This window comes from Frigoribacterium sp. VKM Ac-2859 (assembly GCF_013204925.1).
GTDB lineage: Bacteria > Actinomycetota > Actinomycetes > Actinomycetales > Microbacteriaceae > Frigoribacterium.
Window position 1 is genome coordinate 1491512 of sequence record NZ_JABMLC010000002.1, and the last position, 15614, is coordinate 1507125.

Consider the following 15614-nt stretch of genomic DNA (forward strand, 5'->3'; position numbering starts at 1 on the left):
TCCGCCGGGATCGGCCCCGGGGGCTACCGGCGCCGCGCCTCCCTGGCTAGGGTTAGGGTCACCTAACCCAGGTGACCAGGAGGTGCGCACCATGACCGTCGTCATCCCCTTCTCCGAGGCGGTGCGCGAGCGTACGGCCGAGCGGGTCCCCGCCGACGTCGGCTGCTCGTTCATGACCGATCTGCTGATCGGCCGGGGCACGCGGGACGACTACGTGCAGCTGCTCGCTCAGCACTACTTCGTCTACGCCGCCCTCGAGGACGCCGCCGCGGGGTGGTCCGGCGACCCGGTGGTGGCTCCGTTCCTCGCCCCGGGGCTGACCCGGTTGCCGGCCATCGAGGCCGACCTGGCGTTCCTGCTCGGTGCCGACTGGCGGGCCCGGGTCTCACCGCTGCCGACCACGCAGGCGTACGTCGATCGGATCGAGCAGGCGTCGACCTGGGCCGGCGGCTTCATCGCGCACCACTACACGCGCTGCCTCGGTGACCTGTCGGGCGGGCACCTGATCCGCAGCATCCTGCAGCGTCGGTTCGGATTCGACACGAACGGCGTCGGGTTCTTCCTGTTCGCCGAGATCGCCGAGCCGAAGTCGTTCAAGACGACCTACCGCCGCCAGCTCGACGCCGTCGCCTGGTCGGCCGACGAGCGCGAGCACGTGCTCGACGAGGTGTGCGCCGCGTACCGCTTCAGCACCGAGCTGTTCGCCGACCTCGCCGCCGCGAAGGCCGCGGCCTAGCTGTTCGCCGACCTCGCCGCCGCGAAGGCCGCGGCCTAGACGTTCGCCGACGGGGTGGGTCCCGGGCCACCGCGTGGTCGGACCGGGTCGTCAGCCCGTGGCGGCCGTCGTCGCGTCGTCGCCCACGCCGGCGTCGGCGGCTGCCTCGATGGCCGGCACGCGTGACGCCTCGCTCATGAAGCGGCGCACGTCGAGGTCGACGATGATGTCGGCCGGTCGCAGCGGGCGCGACAGGTACAGACCCTCGAGCGAGGTGATGCGGCTGAGGGCGACGTAGGTCTGCCCCGCGCTGAACACCCGTGAGCCGAGGTCGACGATGGCCCGGTCGTAGGTCTTGCCCTGGGACTTGTGGATCGTGACGGCCCAGGCGAGGCGCAGCGGGAACTGCGTGAACTCGGCCACGACGTCCTTCTTGAGCTGCTTGGTGGTCGCCGAGTACGAGTACTTGTGCTTCTCCCACACGACGGGCTGCACCTCGTGGACCTCGCCGTCGACCTCGACGAAGACCGTGTCGCGCACCCGGGTGACGACGCCCGTCGTGCCGTTCACCCAGCGTTGCTCGGGGTCGTTGCGGAGGAACATCACCCGGGCCCCGACCTTGAGCTCGAGGGCCTCGTCGGCCGGGTAGGCCCGGCCGCCGAACTCGCCGCTGACCTCGGCCTTGGCGGTCATCACCTTGCCCGACAGGCGATCGAGCTCGACCTTGTTGATGCGGTTGACGGTGTCGTTGCGCGTGGCCAGGGTGATGGCCCCGCCGTCGGTCGGCACGGGGCGTGCCCCGGCGCCGTTGAGGGCCCCGGCGATCTCGGCCGTGACCCGACCGTGCCGCACGGCGTTGAGCATCTCTTTGAAGTCGCCCTCGGTCTGGCGGTGGATGAAGGCCAGTTCGTAGATGCGCAGGCTCGCCTCGGCCCAGACCTTGGCGTCGAAGAACCACATCGAGCGGTAGTTGTCGCGGAAGTACTCGCGCTCTTCGGCGTCGCCCGGCACCGGCGGCAGCTGGTACGGGTCGCCGAACAGCACGACCTGGACGCCGCCGAACGGCTCGTGCTTGCGCTGCCGCGCCTGCCGCAGCGAGCGGTCGATGGCGTCCATCAGGTCGGCGTTGACCATCGAGACCTCGTCGATGACGAGCGTGTCGATGGTGTTCAGCAGCTTGCGCAGCTCGGCGTTCTGCTCGATGTCGTGGTCGGCGATGAGCCCCACCGAGAGGCGGAACAGCGAGTGGATCGTCTGGCCGCCGACGTTGAGGGCGGCGACGCCCGTGGGGGCGCAGATGACGATCTGCTTCGAGGTGTTCCACGACAGGTGGTTCAGCAGCGTCGACTTGCCCGTGCCGGCCCGACCCGTGACGAAGATGTGCTCGCGGGTGTTCTCGATCGCGTCGTACAGCGCCTGCTGTTCGGCGGAGAGGGCCACGCTCACGACGACGAGCACCTTTCGGGAGGGGGCGGGGGAGGCCACCAATCTACCCGTGACGGGCGTGACGCTCGGTTCTTCGTGACCCGCGCCTCCTATTGTTGTCGTCATGTCGTCGTCTGTGGGGGAGGAGACGCGCCCACCGCTCGGCTGGCCCTTCGTCGCGATCTGGGGCGGGGCGCTGCTCTTCGTGCTGATCGGTTTCTGGGTCACCGTCGTGGCCCTGAACGCCACCGTCTACAGCGGCGCCGGTTTCGTCCGCGGCTACGTGGCGGCGGTCGACCGCGGCGACACGTCGAGCGCGTTGACCCTCGCCGGCGTCACGCCGACCGACCAGCTGGCCGACGCCCTGCTCGAGGTGCCCTCGCTCGGCGGCGTCGACGACGTGACCGAGGTGGGCGACGTCGACCTCGGCGACGACACGCACGCGATCACGCTCTCGTACTCGATGCAGGGCACGTCGGCCACGGCCGAGGCGCCCGCGCAGTCACAGTTCGTCGTCCAGCGGGCCGGCACCCGGTTCGGGCTGTTCCACGCCTGGCGCTTCGTGCAGGCACCCACCGCGCAGCTCGACGTGACGCCCCAGCACGACTCCCGCTTCACGGTGGACGGCCGCGACGTCACGACCGACGCGCCCGACGTCGCGACCCGGTTCACGGTGCTCGCCCCCTCGCGGTTCGAGCTCGACCACGCGTCGCGCTACCTCGAGGCGCCGACCGTCGAGGCCGACGTGCTCAGCGTGGGGGCGACGTCGGGGGTGTCGATCGAGGTGCAGCCCCGGGACGAGTTCGTCGAGGCCGTGCAGGACATGGTCGACCAGCAGCTCGACGAGCAGTGCGTCCCGCAGCAGGTGCTGCTGCCGGCCGGGTGCCCCTTCGGCCGCCAGGTCGACGACCGGGTCACCGACGACCCGACGTGGACCGTGCCCGTCCACCCGGTCGTCTCGATCGTCCCCGGCCCGTCGGGGCAGTGGCAGGTGCCCGGCGTGGCCGGCACCGCCCACCTCGTCGTCGGCGCCCAGTCGCTCTTCGACGGGAAGCGATACACGATCGACGAGGACGTCCCGTTCACCGTCACGTACCTGATGCGCATCAGCACGTCCGACGAGCTGACGTTCGACTAGGCCCGCCCGGTCAACGGACGGAGGCGCGGCGCAGGAACGCGTACGTCCCCGCGATCGCGGCCGCCGCGAGCAGCGCCGCCGTGAGGGCCGACCACCAGCTCTGGTAGTTCGCGAACACGGTGGGCAGCGAGGGGCCGGAGGCGAGGAGCGCGACGGCCAGCACGAGGACGACGCCGATCGAGATGCCGAGCGGACCGCGCGGCCCGAACCGCAGCCAGGCCGCTCCGAACACCCCACCGGCCGTCTGGGCGACGAGGGCGCCGAGGAACACGATCGGGACGAGCGCGCCCAGGTCGCCGGCACCGAGGACGTTGACGTCGAAGACGTAGAAGCCGCCGAACCAGTGGCCGGTCAGGATCTCGAGCGCGAGCAGGGCGGCGGCAACGCCGGTCAGGTAGAGCGCGACGAGGGTGTGCGTCACGGCCGTGCCCAACGCGAACGCGCGCCGCGTCGCCCCGAACGAGGCGGCGAGGGGGAACGTCGAGGCGACCGAGGCGACGCCCATGGCGACGAGGTACCCGGACTGGGCCCACACGACCCCCGGGTTGAAGCGCGCGCCGGTGGCGTACGAGGTGCCGTCGTCGTAGGCGCCCGAGCGTTGGAGGGTGACCTGGATCACCACGGTGACGGCGACCGTGATGGCCACGATGAGCAACGGTACGAGCAGGACGCTGCGTCGACGGGCCAACTGCAGGCGGACGACGGGCAGGATGCGGTTCACGAGGCGGCTCCTTCGAGTTCGGTGTCGCGCGACCCGAGCGCCGCGACGACCTGTTGCAGTGAGACCCCCGAGAGCTCGACGCCCGCGGTGGCGGCCTCGGCGCGCGCGGTGCCGTCGGCGACGCCGTCCACGACCGCCGTCTTCAGCCCGCCCACCGCGTGCTGCGACAGGAGGCGGCGCCCACTCGTGAACCGGTCGACGGTGGATGCCGTACCGGCGACCTGGTAGGCGGAGGCCCGCGCCTGGTCGACGTCGGAGTCGAGCCGCACCCGGCCCTCGTCGAGCACGACCACCCGTTCGAGCAGGGCCTCCATCTCGTCGATCAGGTGGGTCGAGAGCAGGATCGTGCGGGGGTGGGCCGAGTAGTCGGCGAGCAGGCGGTCGTAGAAGAGCTGCCGGGCCGTGGCGTCCAGGCCGAGGTAGGGCTCGTCGAAGATCGTCAACGGGGCCCGGGATGCCATGCCGATCACGATCGACGCGGCGGACAGCTGCCCGCGGGACATCTTCTTCAGGTCGGTCTTGTCGGGCACCCGCAGTTCGGCGGCCAGGTCGCGGGCGAGCGCGGCGTCCCACCCGCGGTGGAAGGCCGGCGCCACCGACAGCACGTGCTTGAGCCGGAAACCGTCCGGGTACCGCTGACTGTCGCGCACGAACGACACCCGCGACAGGACGTCGGCGTGGTCGGCGGGCTCTCGGCGGAAGACCCTCACCGCGCCTCCTGATGGTCGTTCCTGCCCGGCGACGCAGGCCATCAACGTGGTCTTGCCGGCGCCGTTGCGGCCGAGGAGGCCGCAGATGACGCCTTCGTCGACGTGGAGGTCGACGCCGTCCAGGGCGAGGGAGGAGCCGTAACGACGGCTCAGGTCGGTGATCTCGATCACGGGGCTCATGACTGGTCCTCTTGTTCGATCAGGTGGTGGAGGGCGGCGACGTCGATGCCCAGCGCGCGAGCCTCGGCCACCAGGGGGCGCACGTACTCGTCGGCGAAGCGGGCCCGTCGGTGTTCGGCCAGGCGCTCGCGGGCGCCGGTCGTGACGAACATGCCGACGCCTCGGCGCTTGTAGAGGATGCCGCGGTCGACCAACAGGTTGACGGCTTTGCCGGCCGTGGCCGGGTTGATCCGGTAGAACGCGGCGAGCTCGGTGGTCGACGCCACCGGTGCCTCGTCGGCATAGGTGCCGTCGAGCACGTCCTTCTCGATCTGCGCAGCGAGTTGCTGGAAGATCGGCGTCCCGTCGTCGAGCACGAAAGCTCCTCTGGTTAGCTACTTGAGTAGTTAACCTAGGAGGCGCGGATCGGCCTGTCAAGGTCCGTCCTGGTCAGGCGGTGGCCGCCCCGGCCCGCTCGAAGTCGCGCAGGTCGTCGACGCCGCCGAAGGTCGCTCGGTAGGCCCGCGGGGTGGTGCCGAGGACGCGGGCGAAGTGGTGTCGCAGGACGGCTGCCGAACCGAAGCCGACCTCGTCGGCGATCGCGTCGATGCCGAGCCCCGTCGCCTCGAGCAGCTCCTGCGACCGCAGGAGGCGCTGGCGGGTGAGCCACGCCCCCGGCGTCGCCCCCAGCTCGGCCTTGAACCGTCGGGCGAAGGTGCGCGGCGACATGTGCGCCCTCGCGGCCAACCCCTCGATGCTCAGGTCGTCGCGGAGGTGTCCGAGCATCCAGTCGGTCAGGGGCGCGAGCGAGTCGTCGACCTCGACCGGCAGGGGCGTCTTGATGAACTGGCTCTGACCGCCGTCGCGGTGCGGCGGCACGACCATCCGGCGGGCGATCACGTTCGCCGCGGCGGCGCCGTGCTCGCGGCGGACGAGGTGTAGGCAGGCGTCGATGCCGGCGGCCGTGCCCGCGCTCGTGATGATCCGGCGGTCCTCGACGAAGAGCACGTCGGCGTCGACCTCGATCGCGGGGTGCTCGCGCTGCAGGGCGTCGGAGTACCGCCAGTGCGTCGTCGCCCGGCGGCCGTCGAGCAGCCCTGCCTCGGCCAGGACGAACGCCCCGCTGCAGACGCTGAGCAGCCACGCCCCCCGGGCCTCGGCCGCGACGAGCAGCTCGCGCACCGCCGGGGAGACGAGCTCGGCCTGGTCGGGACGGTTCCACAGGGCCGGCACGCACACGACGTCGGCGTCGGCCGCGGCGCCCAGGTCGAGGTCGACCGTGATCGAGAAGCCCTGGTTCGTGCGCACGAGCCCCGGGTGCTCGGTCACGATGCGGTGCTCGAACGGAGGCGCGCCCTCGTCGGTCCGGTCGAGGCCGAACACCTCGCAGAGCACGCCGAACTCGAACGGCGCGACGCCGTCGGCGACGATCGTGGCGACGGTGCGGAACGGGGGCATCGGGACTCCTGGGGTGGGTCGAGCCGCACGCCGCCACGAAGTGGTCACCGCGCCATCTTTTCTCGTGGCGTGGTGATCACATCGTGGCGGGCTGGCGGGCTGGCGGGCTGGCGGGCTGGCGGGCTGGCGGGCTGGCGGTGTGGCGGGAGGGCGGGGTGGCGGGATGTCGACGAGTGGTGGCAACACTGCCACTCGTGGCAGGACCTGTCCACCCGTAGGTTTCCTGCCATGACCACCGAGCCCCGCCCGACGCCCGAGTCCCGCCCGACGCCCGAGCCCCGCCCGACGCCCGAGCCGCGATCGACCGCCGAGCCCCGCCCGACGCCTGAGCCGCGATCGACCGCCGAGCCCCGCCCGACGCCCGAGCCGCAATCGACCGCCGCCGCCGCCGTCCTCGACGAGCTGCTCGCGCCTCCCTCGCTCGTCGCCGCCCGGGCCCTCGAGGCCGCCGCCGCCGTGTCGAGCCCGGCCCTGCTCGCGCACAGCCGTCGCTCGGCGGCGCTCGCCGTCGACCTCGGGCGACGCGAGGGGCTGGCCTTCGACCACGAGCTGCTGTTCGTCGCGGCGGCCCTGCACGACGTGGGGCTGGCGTCGCCGTTCGACAGCCACACCGAGCCGTTCGAGCGAGCGGGGGGCGAGGTCGCCCGGGTGTTCGCCGCGGGGGCGGGCTGGTCGGCCGCACGCGCCCAGCGGCTGGCGGACGTCATCGTGCGGCACATGTGGCCCGCGGTCTCGGCCGACCTCGACGTCGAGGGTCACCTGCTCGAGCGGGCGACGAGCCTCGACGTGTCGGGGGTGGGCGGTGAGGACTGGCCGGCCGAACTGGTCGCCGCCCTGGTCGAGCGGCTGCCCCGTGACGGCTTCGGTGCCGAGTTTGGCGGGCTGATGTCGACGCAGGCGCACCGGAAGCCCGGGTCCGAGGCGGCCCGCACGATTCGGGGCGGCATGCGCGACCGGATCGCCGCGAACCCGCTCGACCGCCTCTGACCCCGGCGCCGAGCACCCGCCGCCCGCGCACCGGCACCCGGCGCCCGGGCATCCCGCGCACGAGCACCCGCCGCCCGGGCATCCCGCGCACGAGCACCCGCCGCCCGAGCACCGGGTGGGCCACGGCCACGTGCGCCGGGCCCCCTCCCGCGATCGCGCTCCATCGGTTAGAATGATGCGAACGTATGAATCAGGAGAGCACCCGCATGGCACACCCCCTCGAGTTCGGTCTCGACACCTTCGGCGACATCACCGACCGCCTCGACGGCAGCCCCGTCACGCACGCCCAGGCCATCCGCAACCTGGTCGACCAGGCCGTCCTGGCCGACGAGGTCGGTCTCGACTTCATCGGCGTCGGCGAGCACCACCGCAAGGACTTCGCCGTCTCGGCCCCCGAGGTCGTTCTCGCCGCGATCGCCGCCCGCACGAAGACCATCCGCCTGGGCTCGGCCGTCACCGTCCTCAGCTCGGACGATCCCGTGCGCGTGTTCCAGCGCTTCGCCACGGTCGACGCGATCTCGAACGGCCGTGCCGAGGTCATCCTGGGCCGCGGCTCGTTCACCGAGTCGTTCCCGCTCTTCGGCCTCGACCTGCAGGACTACGAGGTGCTCTTCGAGGAGAAGATCCAGCTCTTCGCCGAACTGCTGAAGGAGGGCCCGACGACCTGGTCGGGCACCGTCCGCGCCGGCCTCGACGCGCAAGAGGTCTACCCCAAGACCGAAGGCGGCTCCATCCGCACCTGGGTCGGCGTCGGCGGATCGCCGCAGTCGGTCATCCGGGCCGCGCACTACGGCTTCCCGCTCTTCCTCGCGATCATCGGAGGCCAGCCGGCGCAGTTCGCGCCGTACGCCGACCTCTACCGACGCGCCCTCGGCGAGTTCGGCCACGACTCCCAGCCGATCGCGATGCACTCGCCCGGTTTCGTGGCCGAGACCGACGCCGAAGCCAAGGAGGCGCTGTTCCCCTACCAAGAGGAGCAGACGAACCAGCTCGGTCGCGAACGCGGCTGGCCCCCCTACAGCCGCGCGCAGTACGAGGCCAGCGCCAGCTCGACCGGCGCGCTCTACGTGGGCTCGCCCGAGACCGTCGCCACGAAGATCGCGCAGAACATGCGCCTGCTCGGCGCGACGCGTTTCGACATGCGGTACAGCATGGGCCGCCTGCCGCACGAGCTCATGATGCGCAGCATCGAGCTGTACGGCACGAAGGTCGTCCCGCTGGTGCGCGAGATGCTCGCCTGACGCGACCCGCGCCTCCTCGGGGCTCGTGCCCGACGACCCCGACCAGCGCACCGCGTTTCGTGCACCGCACCCCGACTAGTCGCGGTGCCCTGCACGAAACACGGTGCGTTGCTGTTTCGCGGCTCGCGGCTCGCGGCTCGCGGCTCGCGGCCCGCGGCTCACGGCTCGCGTCAGCGGGTGCGCTCGCGCTGGTGGGACAGCGCCTCGAGCTGTTCGTTGTACGCCCGGAGCTCGGCGTCGTCGTCGCGCTCGGCCTGGCGGTCCTTGCGGACGGCTTCTCGGCCGTCGCTGCGGCTCCACATGATGGCGACGGCGATGGCCATGACGATCGTGGGGATCTCGCCGACGCTCCAGGCGATGCCGCCGGCCACGTACTGGTCCTGCATCGGCGTCGGGCCCCAGGTGCGCCCCATGGCGCCGTACCAGTCGGCGAGGAAGAGCCCGGTAGCACTCATGATGCCCAGGCCGAAGAACGCGTGGAACGCCATGGTCCCGAGCAGCACGACGAGTCGGGCGGGGTAGGGCAGTCGACCCTTGACGGGGTCGATGCCGATCATCGACTGCACGAAGAGGTAGCCGGTGATCAGGAAGTGCACGATCATCCAGTAGTGGCCGATGTGCGTGGTCGTCGCCCAGCTGAACAACGGCGTGTAGTAGAACGCCCACAGCGAGCCCGCGAAAAGCACCGCCGAGATGATCGGGTTGCTGACGAAGGTCGCGAACCGGGAGTGCACGAGGATCATGATCCACTCGCGGCCACCGCGGGTGCCGTCGCTGCGCTTCTTGATGGTGCGCAACGCGAGCGTCACGGGCGCGCCCGGCACGAGCAGCACGGGCACGAGCATTCCCAGTGCCATGTGCGCGAGCATGTGGGTGCTGAAGAGGTACTCCTCGTACACGTTCGGGGCGCCGCACGTGATGTAGAACAACACGGCCAGGCCCGCCACCCACGACACGGTGCGGCCGACCGGCCAGCGGTCGCCGCGGCGGTGCAGGCGGACGACGCCGGCCAGGTAGAAGAAGACGCCGAAGGCGCAGAGCAGCCCCCAGAGCAGGTCGACGTTCCATTCGGTGAGGTAGCGCAGCGGCGTCAACTCGGGTGGCAGCGCCTCTTCGGTGAGGATGACCGCGGGGGTCGGGTCGGCCAGGTCGGCCGCGGCGACCTGCTCGACCGGGGTGGCCGTCCGGGCGAGTGCGGCGGCGACGCCGGAGGCGAGCCCCATGAACGCGAGCTCGGCGGTGACGAACCACCAGAAGGCCTTCGTCGTCGCCTTGGGGTGGGTCGTGAGGCGGCCGACGAGCCAGCGGCGTTGCACGACGCCGAACAACCCCAGCGCGACGAGGGCGAACGTCTTGACGAGCACGAGCACGCCGTAGCCCGACGTCAGGGCCGACCAGTCGCCGATGCGGATGGCCGCGCTGCCGATGCCCGACACCGCGACGACCACGAAGCAGACGATCGCCACGCTCGAGTAGCGGGCGAGCACGATCGCCAGCCGCCCGCTCGAGAGGTGCCCGCGCAGCAGCACGATGGCGAGCAGGCCGCCCAGCCAGACCGACGCCCCGACCAGGTGCAGGGCGAGGTCGGTGACGGCGGCGTCGTGGCCACTCGTGCCGGCCGCATGGCCCTGCTCGGCGATGGGGATGAGCCCGCCGGCGGCGAGCACCGTGACGGCGACGATCAACCAGATGTTGCGGACGATGAAGCAGAGCACCGTGACGGTCGCCGCGATCAGCGTCGTGATCAGCCAGGCGATGCCGAGCTCGGTGTTCGTCAGGAAGAACGCGAGCGTCCGCCCGAACTGGTCGTCGAAGGTGACCGGCACGTTGGCGACGCTGAGGAAGGTGAAGAAGGTGGTGATCGCCGAGGCGACGGCCCAGAACCCCGCCGCAGCGGCGGCGACGTCCATGGCGCGGTCGTATTCCGCTTCGCGTCGGGTGAGTGCGAAGCAGGTCAGGAAGAGCGTGCCGATGGTGAGGGCGGCGCCGACGTTGCCCAGCATCTTGGCCATGGGCAGCCCGTAGCGGACGACCTCGCCGGGGTCGACGACGAGGGGCGCGTCGGCCGCCCCGCCGAACTTCAGAGCGGCGAGGAGGGACGCGAACGCCACCAGCACGAGCAGTGCGGGCGCCGTGGTGCGGGCGAGTCTGGGCATCGTCTACCAGGGTAAGTCGGATCGCCTGGTGAACGGGTGCGGGTGGGGGGCGTCGCTCGACGTCGAGTGATCCGTCCGGGCGACCGGCGCACGCACGACCGAGCCTGTCGGCGGGGCGGGACGAGACGAGGGGGAACGAGAGAAGGGGCGTGACGACCGATGGTCGTCACGCCCCTTCTCGGGTGCTCGTGAGAGCGAGGACTACTTGACCGCAGCCTTGAGCTTGCTGCCGGCGCTGACCTTGACGCTGTCGCTGGCGGCGATCTCGAGGGCCTCACCCGTCTGCGGGTTGCGGCCGGTACGAGCGGCGCGGTGCGTCTTCTCGAAAGCGATCCACCCGGGGATGGTGACCTTCGTGCCGTCGGCGACCGACTTCGAGACGACGGAGAAGAACGCGTCGACGACGCCGCTGACGGCGGCCTGGCTCTGGCCGGACTCGGATGCGACAGCTGCGACGAGCTCGGTACGGTTCAGTGACTTGTCAGCCATGTAAATGTCCTCCTCGGACTTCATTCGGTGTGACGAGACACGGCGTTCACCATGCCTGTGCGGTCGAGACCAGAGAGCCGAGGGCCCTGTGGAACCGGTTGAAACCTACCAGGAAGACTTCGTGATGCCCGGCAACTCGCCACGGTGGGCCATGTCGCGGAAACGCACGCGGCTGATGCCGTAGGCCTTGAGGTGACCGCGGGGGCGGCCGTCGACCGAGTCGCGGTTGCGGAGGCGGACCGGCGACGCGTTGCGCGGCAGCTTCTGCAGACCGAGGCGAGCGGCCTCGCGGCTCTCGTCGGAACCGTTCGGATCGATCAGGGCCTTCTTCAGCTCGAGACGCTTCTCGGCGTAGCGGGCCACGATCTCGGCGCGCTGGTTGTTCTTGGCGATCATGCTCTTCTTGGCCATTTTTAGCGCTCCTCGCGGAATTCGACGTGCTTGCGAATCACCGGGTCGTACTTCTTCAGCACGAGACGGTCGGGGTTGTTACGACGGTTCTTCTTGGTCACGTACGTGAAACCGGTGCCCGCCGTCGAGCGGAGCTTGATGATGGGACGGACGTCCTGCTGACGAGCCATTAGATCTTCTCCCCACGAGCGAGCAGGTCCTTGACGACCGACTCGATGCCACGAGCGTCGATGACCTTGATGCCCTTGGCGCTGAGCTGAAGGGTCACGTTACGACGAAGCGACGGCACGTAGTACGTCTTCTTCTGGATGTTCGGGTCGAAACGACGCTTGGTGCGTCGGTGCGAGTGCGAGATGTTGTGTCCGAAGCCGGGAACGGCTCCGGTCACCTGGCAGGTTGCTGCCATGGTTTTCCTCCGTAGATACCGTGAGGGCCGGAGCCCTCACCCAAGGTCACTTGTCGGCGCGCCGGTCCCCCTGCCCGATCGAGGGATCGGGCGATGAAGCCGGGAGGCGGTGCACATGGGCGCAGAGAGCGCCCAACCAAAGGGAGAGCTTACGCGACACGCCCGGACCCACGCAACCCGCGTTTCCCCGACTGGGGGTCGGGGCTCGGGGCTCGGCGCTCGGAACCCGGGGCTGCGGCCACGCGATCGCGTCGGCGCGCGCCGACGGATCGAGGAGGCGCGGCTCAGCGGATCGCGGAGGCGTCGGCGGCCGCGCGGGCCTCGGCCGTGCACGCGGGGCACAGGCCGAACACGTCGACCACGTGCTGTGCCTCGGTGAACCCGTGCGTCGCGGCGACGTGCTGGGCCCAGGTCTCGACCTCGTCGGCCTCGATCTCGACGGTGGTGCCGCAGTTGCGGCAGATCAGGTGGTGGTGGTGGGTGCCCGGGGTGCAGGCGCGGTAGAGGCTCTCGCCTTCTTGCTGCAGCGAGTCGGCCGAGCCGTCGGCGGCGAGGTCGGCGAGTGCCCGGTAGACCGTGGCCAGGCCGATGCCGGTCTCGCGCAGGTGGGCGTGCAGCGCCTGCGCACTGACGAACCCCTCGCTCGTGCCGAGTGCTTCTCGCACGGCCTCGCGTTGCCACGTGTTGCGTCGGACCACCACGGCGTCCTGCCTCTCTGTGTGTCGGACCTCTGTGTGTCGGACCTCGGTGCGTCGGGTCCCGGTGCACCGGGACCAGGTGTGTCGGACCCCGGTCTGCCTCAGACGCCGGTCGGTGCCAAGGGTACCCGCGGGCCCCTGCGCGGCTTCACGGCGGCGGCCGTGCGACGCCAGCCGACCAGGCGGCAGACGAGCCAGATCGTGAACGAGATCGTGGTGACGTAGGGGCTGATCGGCAGGCCGCCGCCCAGGGCGAGCAGGATGCCGCCGACGACCGAGACGACGGCGAAGGTCACGCTCAGCACGGGCACGAGCCGGGGGTTGACGGTGAGCCTCAGCGCGGCCGCGGCGGGCGTGACGAGCAGCGAGAGCACGAGCAGCGCCCCGATGATCTGCACCGACACCGCGACCGACAGGCCCAACACGAGCATGAAGACGATGCCGAGCGTGCGCACGGGGACGCCGGCCGCCGCGGCGACGTCGGGGTCGACGCTGGCGAAGGTCAGCGGACGCCAGATGACGATCAGCGTGACGATCACCACGGCCGAGATGGCGACGAGCCAGCCGAGCTGTGGGTTGTCCACCGACACGATCTGGCCGGTCAGCAGCCCGAACTTGTTGGCCGACCGCCCTCGGTAGAGCGCCAGGAAGAGGATGCCGAGGCCCAGGCCGAACGGCATGAGCACCGCGATGATCGAGTTGCGCTCCCGCGCCCGGGTGCCCAGCAGCCCGATCAGCAGGGCGGCGATCAGGCTGCCGACGAGCGAGCCGCTGACGACGTTCACGCCGAGCAGCAGGGCGGCGGCGGCGCCGGCGAACGAGAGCTCGCTGATGCCGTGAACCGCGAAGGGCATGTTGCGCGTGATCACGAAGGGCCCGATCAGGCCGCCCACCAGGCCGAGCACGGCGCCCGCGACGACGCTGTTGCGCACCAGCACGAGCAGCTCGCCGAAGTCCTGGAAGCTGAACAGCTGCGACCACAGGTCGGTCATCGGACGAGTCCTTCGTCGTCGAGGTGTTCGTCGACGTGGTGGTCGTGCCCGTCGTGGCTGCCGACGATCACGATGCGCCCCATGGTGCGGATCACGTCGACCGGGGTGCCGTAGAGGTCGCTCAGCACGTCGGCGCGCAGCACCTCGTCGGGTGTTCCGATGCGGAACCGGCCTCCGGCGAGGTAGAGCACCCGGTCGACGACGTCGAGGATGGGGTTGACGTCGTGCGTGACGAACACGACCGCGGCGTTGCGGGCCCGCCGCTGCTCGTCGATCAGGCGGGTGACCTCGCGCTGGTGGCGCAGGTCGAGCGAGATGAGGGGCTCGTCGCAGAGCAGCAGGGCCGGTTCGGCGGCCAGCGCCTGGCCGACCCGGGTGCGCTGCTGCTCGCCGCCGCTGAGGCTCGCGACCGGAGAGGTCGCGAACGAGGTGGCGCCGACCTCGTCGACCAGGGCGTCGATGCGGGCCCGTTCGGTGGGGGTCTCACGGCGCGGCCCCCAGCGGTGGCCCGTGACGCCCAGCGCGATCATGTCACGGGCACGCAGCGGGGTGCCGGACTCCATCAGTCGTTGCTGCGGCACGTAGCCGATGCGGCGGTGCCCGCGCCCGACCGGCCGGCCGAGGAACTCGATGCTGCCCTCGGTCAGGTGCTGCTGCCCGAGGATCGTGCGCAGCATCGTCGTCTTGCCCGCACCGTTCGGCCCGAGCACCGCGATGAACTCGCCCGGCCGCACGTCGAGGTCGAGACCCGACCAGAGCGTGCGGGCGCCGAACGAGACCCCGGCGTCGCGGAGGCGCAGCACGGCGTCGCCGCCGCCACCGGCCGAGGAGGCGCGGGTGGCGGCGGCGACGGAGGTCGCGCCGGACGGGTCGGTCACTCGCCGAGGGCCGCCGAGATCGCGTCGATGTTGCTCTGTTGCCATGCCACGTAGTCTTCCCCCTCGGGCAGCAGCTCGGTGACCGGCACGATGGCGACGCCAGCGTCGGTCGCGGCCTTCTCGACCTGCTCGGTCTCGGGACTCGAGGTCTGCTCGTTGTAGGCGAGCAGGTCGACCTTCCCGTCGGTGAAGAGCTTCAGGGTGTCGTTGAGCACGGCGGGCGACACGTCGTCGCCCTCCTCGATCGCCTCGGAGAAGGCCTCGGGCGTCACGTTGACCAGGCCCATCGCGTCGAAGAGGTAGCCGGGCACGGGTTCGGTGTAGGCGACCGGGTCGCCGTCGTGGGCCGTCTTGATCGAGGCGGCCTGCGCCTCCAGGTCGGCGATCTTCGTGCCGAAGGCCTCGGCGTTCGCGGTGAAGGTGTCGGCGTTCGCGGTGTCGACCCGGCCGAACTCGTCGGCCAGGGCCGTGGCGAGCTTCGCCATGCTCGGCAGGCTGTAGAACACGTGCTCGTTGAACGCGGTGTGGTCGTGGTCGTCGTGCCCGTCGGCCTCTGCGGTGGCGTCGTCGCTCGCGGCGTCGGTGGCCTCGTCGGCGTGGTCGTCGTGCCCGGCCTCGGGGTCGAGCCCCGAGACGTCGACGGCGTTGACCACGGTGGCGTCGGTTCCGCTCGCGTCGACCATCGTGTCGACGAACGAGTCGTAGCCGCCGCCGTTCTCGACGACCACGTCGGCCTTCGAGACGGCCAGCTGCGTGCGGGCGTCGGCCTCGTACGAGTGCGGGTCCTGCGAGGGGTCGCTGATGATGCTGGTGACGTCGACCAGGTCGCCTCCGACCGTCTCGGCGATGTCGCCGTAGACGTTGGTCGACGTGACCACCGAGATCGCGCCTCCGTCGGTGGAGTCGGTCGAGCCCGAGGCGCCCGTGGCGCAACCGCTCAGCACGAGGGCCGCGGCGGCGGGCAGGACGAGCAGGGTCGGCAGCGAGCGCATCTTCATGGTCGCCACGCTATTGCTACTGATAATGATTG

The 15614-nt window shown here is 70.9% G+C and carries 18 protein-coding genes; 4 read left to right on the forward strand and 14 right to left on the reverse strand.

All coding sequences use genetic code 11. The features are described 5' to 3' along the window. Positions 1-91 precede the first annotated feature (91 nt). Entirely contained in the window at positions 92-736 is a 645-nt protein-coding gene (locus HQQ78_RS14980) for a heme oxygenase (biliverdin-producing) (protein ID WP_173154504.1), read from the forward strand. Positions 737-826: 90 nt separating this feature from the next. Here the strand turns inward: HQQ78_RS14980 and HQQ78_RS14985 are convergent, their stop codons facing one another. After that, positions 827-2161 carry an ATP-dependent RecD-like DNA helicase gene (locus tag HQQ78_RS14985; RefSeq protein ID WP_371740493.1) on the reverse strand — a complete coding sequence of 445 codons (1335 nt, stop codon included), beginning with the start codon at positions 2159-2161 and terminating at the stop codon, positions 827-829. 103 nt (positions 2162-2264) lie between these two features. Here HQQ78_RS14985 and HQQ78_RS14990 point away from each other — a divergent pair, with 103 nt between their 5' ends. Continuing rightward, complete coding sequence (locus HQQ78_RS14990) at positions 2265-3278, forward strand: hypothetical protein (RefSeq protein ID WP_157485563.1); 1014 nt, start codon at positions 2265-2267, stop codon at positions 3276-3278. Between the two features lie 10 nt (positions 3279-3288). Here HQQ78_RS14990 and HQQ78_RS14995 read toward each other — a convergent pair whose 3' ends face one another. From HQQ78_RS14995 to HQQ78_RS15010, 4 genes are all read right to left on the reverse strand, one after another. Beyond that, complete coding sequence (locus HQQ78_RS14995; protein ID WP_173154507.1) at positions 3289-3999, reverse strand: hypothetical protein; 711 nt, start codon at positions 3997-3999, stop codon at positions 3289-3291. Beyond that, positions 3996-4889, reverse strand: coding sequence for an ATP-binding cassette domain-containing protein (locus tag HQQ78_RS15000; RefSeq protein ID WP_173154509.1), 894 nt, complete (start codon positions 4887-4889; stop codon positions 3996-3998). Before HQQ78_RS15000 ends, HQQ78_RS14995 begins: the two co-directional genes overlap by 4 nt. Next, entirely contained in the window at positions 4886-5245 is a 360-nt protein-coding gene (locus HQQ78_RS15005; RefSeq protein WP_173154511.1) for a GntR family transcriptional regulator, read from the reverse strand. The genes HQQ78_RS15000 and HQQ78_RS15005 overlap by 4 nt, the downstream gene beginning before the upstream one ends. A gap of 73 nt (positions 5246-5318) precedes the next feature. Further along, entirely contained in the window at positions 5319-6326 is a 1008-nt protein-coding gene (locus tag HQQ78_RS15010; protein ID WP_173154514.1) for a GlxA family transcriptional regulator, read from the reverse strand. Between the two features lie 228 nt (positions 6327-6554). Here HQQ78_RS15010 and HQQ78_RS15015 point away from each other — a divergent pair, with 228 nt between their 5' ends. Together HQQ78_RS15015 and HQQ78_RS15020 are read left to right on the forward strand one after the other, a co-directional pair. Further along, complete coding sequence (locus HQQ78_RS15015; RefSeq protein WP_173154517.1) at positions 6555-7313, forward strand: HD domain-containing protein; 759 nt, start codon at positions 6555-6557, stop codon at positions 7311-7313. A 206-nt stretch (positions 7314-7519) separates the two neighbouring features. Further along, on the forward strand, positions 7520-8554 hold the full coding sequence (locus HQQ78_RS15020) for an LLM class flavin-dependent oxidoreductase (RefSeq protein ID WP_056049785.1): 1035 nt from the start codon (positions 7520-7522) through the stop codon (positions 8552-8554). 170 nt (positions 8555-8724) lie between these two features. Here the strand turns inward: HQQ78_RS15020 and HQQ78_RS15025 are convergent, their stop codons facing one another. From HQQ78_RS15025 to HQQ78_RS15065, 9 genes are all read right to left on the reverse strand, one after another. Beyond that, entirely contained in the window at positions 8725-10710 is a 1986-nt protein-coding gene (locus HQQ78_RS15025; protein ID WP_173154520.1) for a cytochrome c oxidase assembly protein, read from the reverse strand. Between the two features lie 201 nt (positions 10711-10911). Further along, on the reverse strand, positions 10912-11199 hold the full coding sequence (locus HQQ78_RS15030; RefSeq protein ID WP_043595940.1) for an HU family DNA-binding protein: 288 nt from the start codon (positions 11197-11199) through the stop codon (positions 10912-10914). 105 nt (positions 11200-11304) lie between these two features. Continuing rightward, on the reverse strand, positions 11305-11610 hold the full coding sequence (rpsN, locus tag HQQ78_RS15035) for a 30S ribosomal protein S14 (protein ID WP_043595941.1): 306 nt from the start codon (positions 11608-11610) through the stop codon (positions 11305-11307). A gap of 2 nt (positions 11611-11612) precedes the next feature. Further along, entirely contained in the window at positions 11613-11780 is a 168-nt protein-coding gene (gene rpmG / locus HQQ78_RS15040) for a 50S ribosomal protein L33 (RefSeq protein WP_043595944.1), read from the reverse strand. Continuing rightward, positions 11780-12016 carry a 50S ribosomal protein L28 gene (rpmB, locus tag HQQ78_RS15045; protein WP_043595945.1) on the reverse strand — a complete coding sequence of 79 codons (237 nt, stop codon included), beginning with the start codon at positions 12014-12016 and terminating at the stop codon, positions 11780-11782. The genes rpmG and rpmB overlap by 1 nt, the downstream gene beginning before the upstream one ends. Before the next feature lie 284 nt (positions 12017-12300). Beyond that, positions 12301-12714, reverse strand: coding sequence for a Fur family transcriptional regulator (locus tag HQQ78_RS15050; RefSeq protein WP_054145907.1), 414 nt, complete (start codon positions 12712-12714; stop codon positions 12301-12303). Positions 12715-12815: 101 nt separating this feature from the next. Then, positions 12816-13706 carry a metal ABC transporter permease gene (locus HQQ78_RS15055; RefSeq protein ID WP_056049779.1) on the reverse strand — a complete coding sequence of 297 codons (891 nt, stop codon included), beginning with the start codon at positions 13704-13706 and terminating at the stop codon, positions 12816-12818. Then, complete coding sequence (locus HQQ78_RS15060) at positions 13703-14584, reverse strand: metal ABC transporter ATP-binding protein (RefSeq protein WP_369794407.1); 882 nt, start codon at positions 14582-14584, stop codon at positions 13703-13705. Before HQQ78_RS15060 ends, HQQ78_RS15055 begins: the two co-directional genes overlap by 4 nt. After that, the gene (locus tag HQQ78_RS15065) at positions 14581-15582 is read right to left on the reverse strand and encodes a metal ABC transporter solute-binding protein, Zn/Mn family (protein ID WP_173154523.1); all 1002 of its coding nucleotides are present in this window, start codon (positions 15580-15582) and stop codon (positions 14581-14583) included. The genes HQQ78_RS15060 and HQQ78_RS15065 overlap by 4 nt, the downstream gene beginning before the upstream one ends. Positions 15583-15614: the final 32 nt, after the last annotated feature.

Bases quoted from the DNA above. Each gene is read 5' to 3' on its own strand.
- HQQ78_RS14980 (WP_173154504.1), top strand. From the start codon at position 92: ATGACCGTCGTCATCCCCTTCTCCGAGGCGGTGCGCGAGCGTACGGCC.
- HQQ78_RS14990 (WP_157485563.1), top strand. From the start codon at position 2,265: ATGTCGTCGTCTGTGGGGGAGGAGACGCGCCCACCGCTCGGCTGGCCC.
- HQQ78_RS15000 (WP_173154509.1), bottom strand. From the start codon at position 4,889: ATGAGCCCCGTGATCGAGATCACCGACCTGAGCCGTCGTTACGGCTCC.
- HQQ78_RS15010 (WP_173154514.1), bottom strand. From the start codon at position 6,326: ATGCCCCCGTTCCGCACCGTCGCCACGATCGTCGCCGACGGCGTCGCG.
- HQQ78_RS15015 (WP_173154517.1), top strand. From the start codon at position 6,555: ATGACCACCGAGCCCCGCCCGACGCCCGAGTCCCGCCCGACGCCCGAG.
- HQQ78_RS15020 (WP_056049785.1), top strand. From the start codon at position 7,520: ATGGCACACCCCCTCGAGTTCGGTCTCGACACCTTCGGCGACATCACC.
- HQQ78_RS15025 (WP_173154520.1), bottom strand. From the start codon at position 10,710: ATGCCCAGACTCGCCCGCACCACGGCGCCCGCACTGCTCGTGCTGGTG.
- HQQ78_RS15030 (WP_043595940.1), bottom strand. From the start codon at position 11,199: ATGGCTGACAAGTCACTGAACCGTACCGAGCTCGTCGCAGCTGTCGCA.
- rpsN (WP_043595941.1), bottom strand. From the start codon at position 11,610: ATGGCCAAGAAGAGCATGATCGCCAAGAACAACCAGCGCGCCGAGATC.
- rpmG (WP_043595944.1), bottom strand. From the start codon at position 11,780: ATGGCTCGTCAGCAGGACGTCCGTCCCATCATCAAGCTCCGCTCGACG.
- rpmB (WP_043595945.1), bottom strand. From the start codon at position 12,016: ATGGCAGCAACCTGCCAGGTGACCGGAGCCGTTCCCGGCTTCGGACAC.
- HQQ78_RS15055 (WP_056049779.1), bottom strand. From the start codon at position 13,706: ATGACCGACCTGTGGTCGCAGCTGTTCAGCTTCCAGGACTTCGGCGAG.
- HQQ78_RS15065 (WP_173154523.1), bottom strand. From the start codon at position 15,582: ATGAAGATGCGCTCGCTGCCGACCCTGCTCGTCCTGCCCGCCGCCGCG.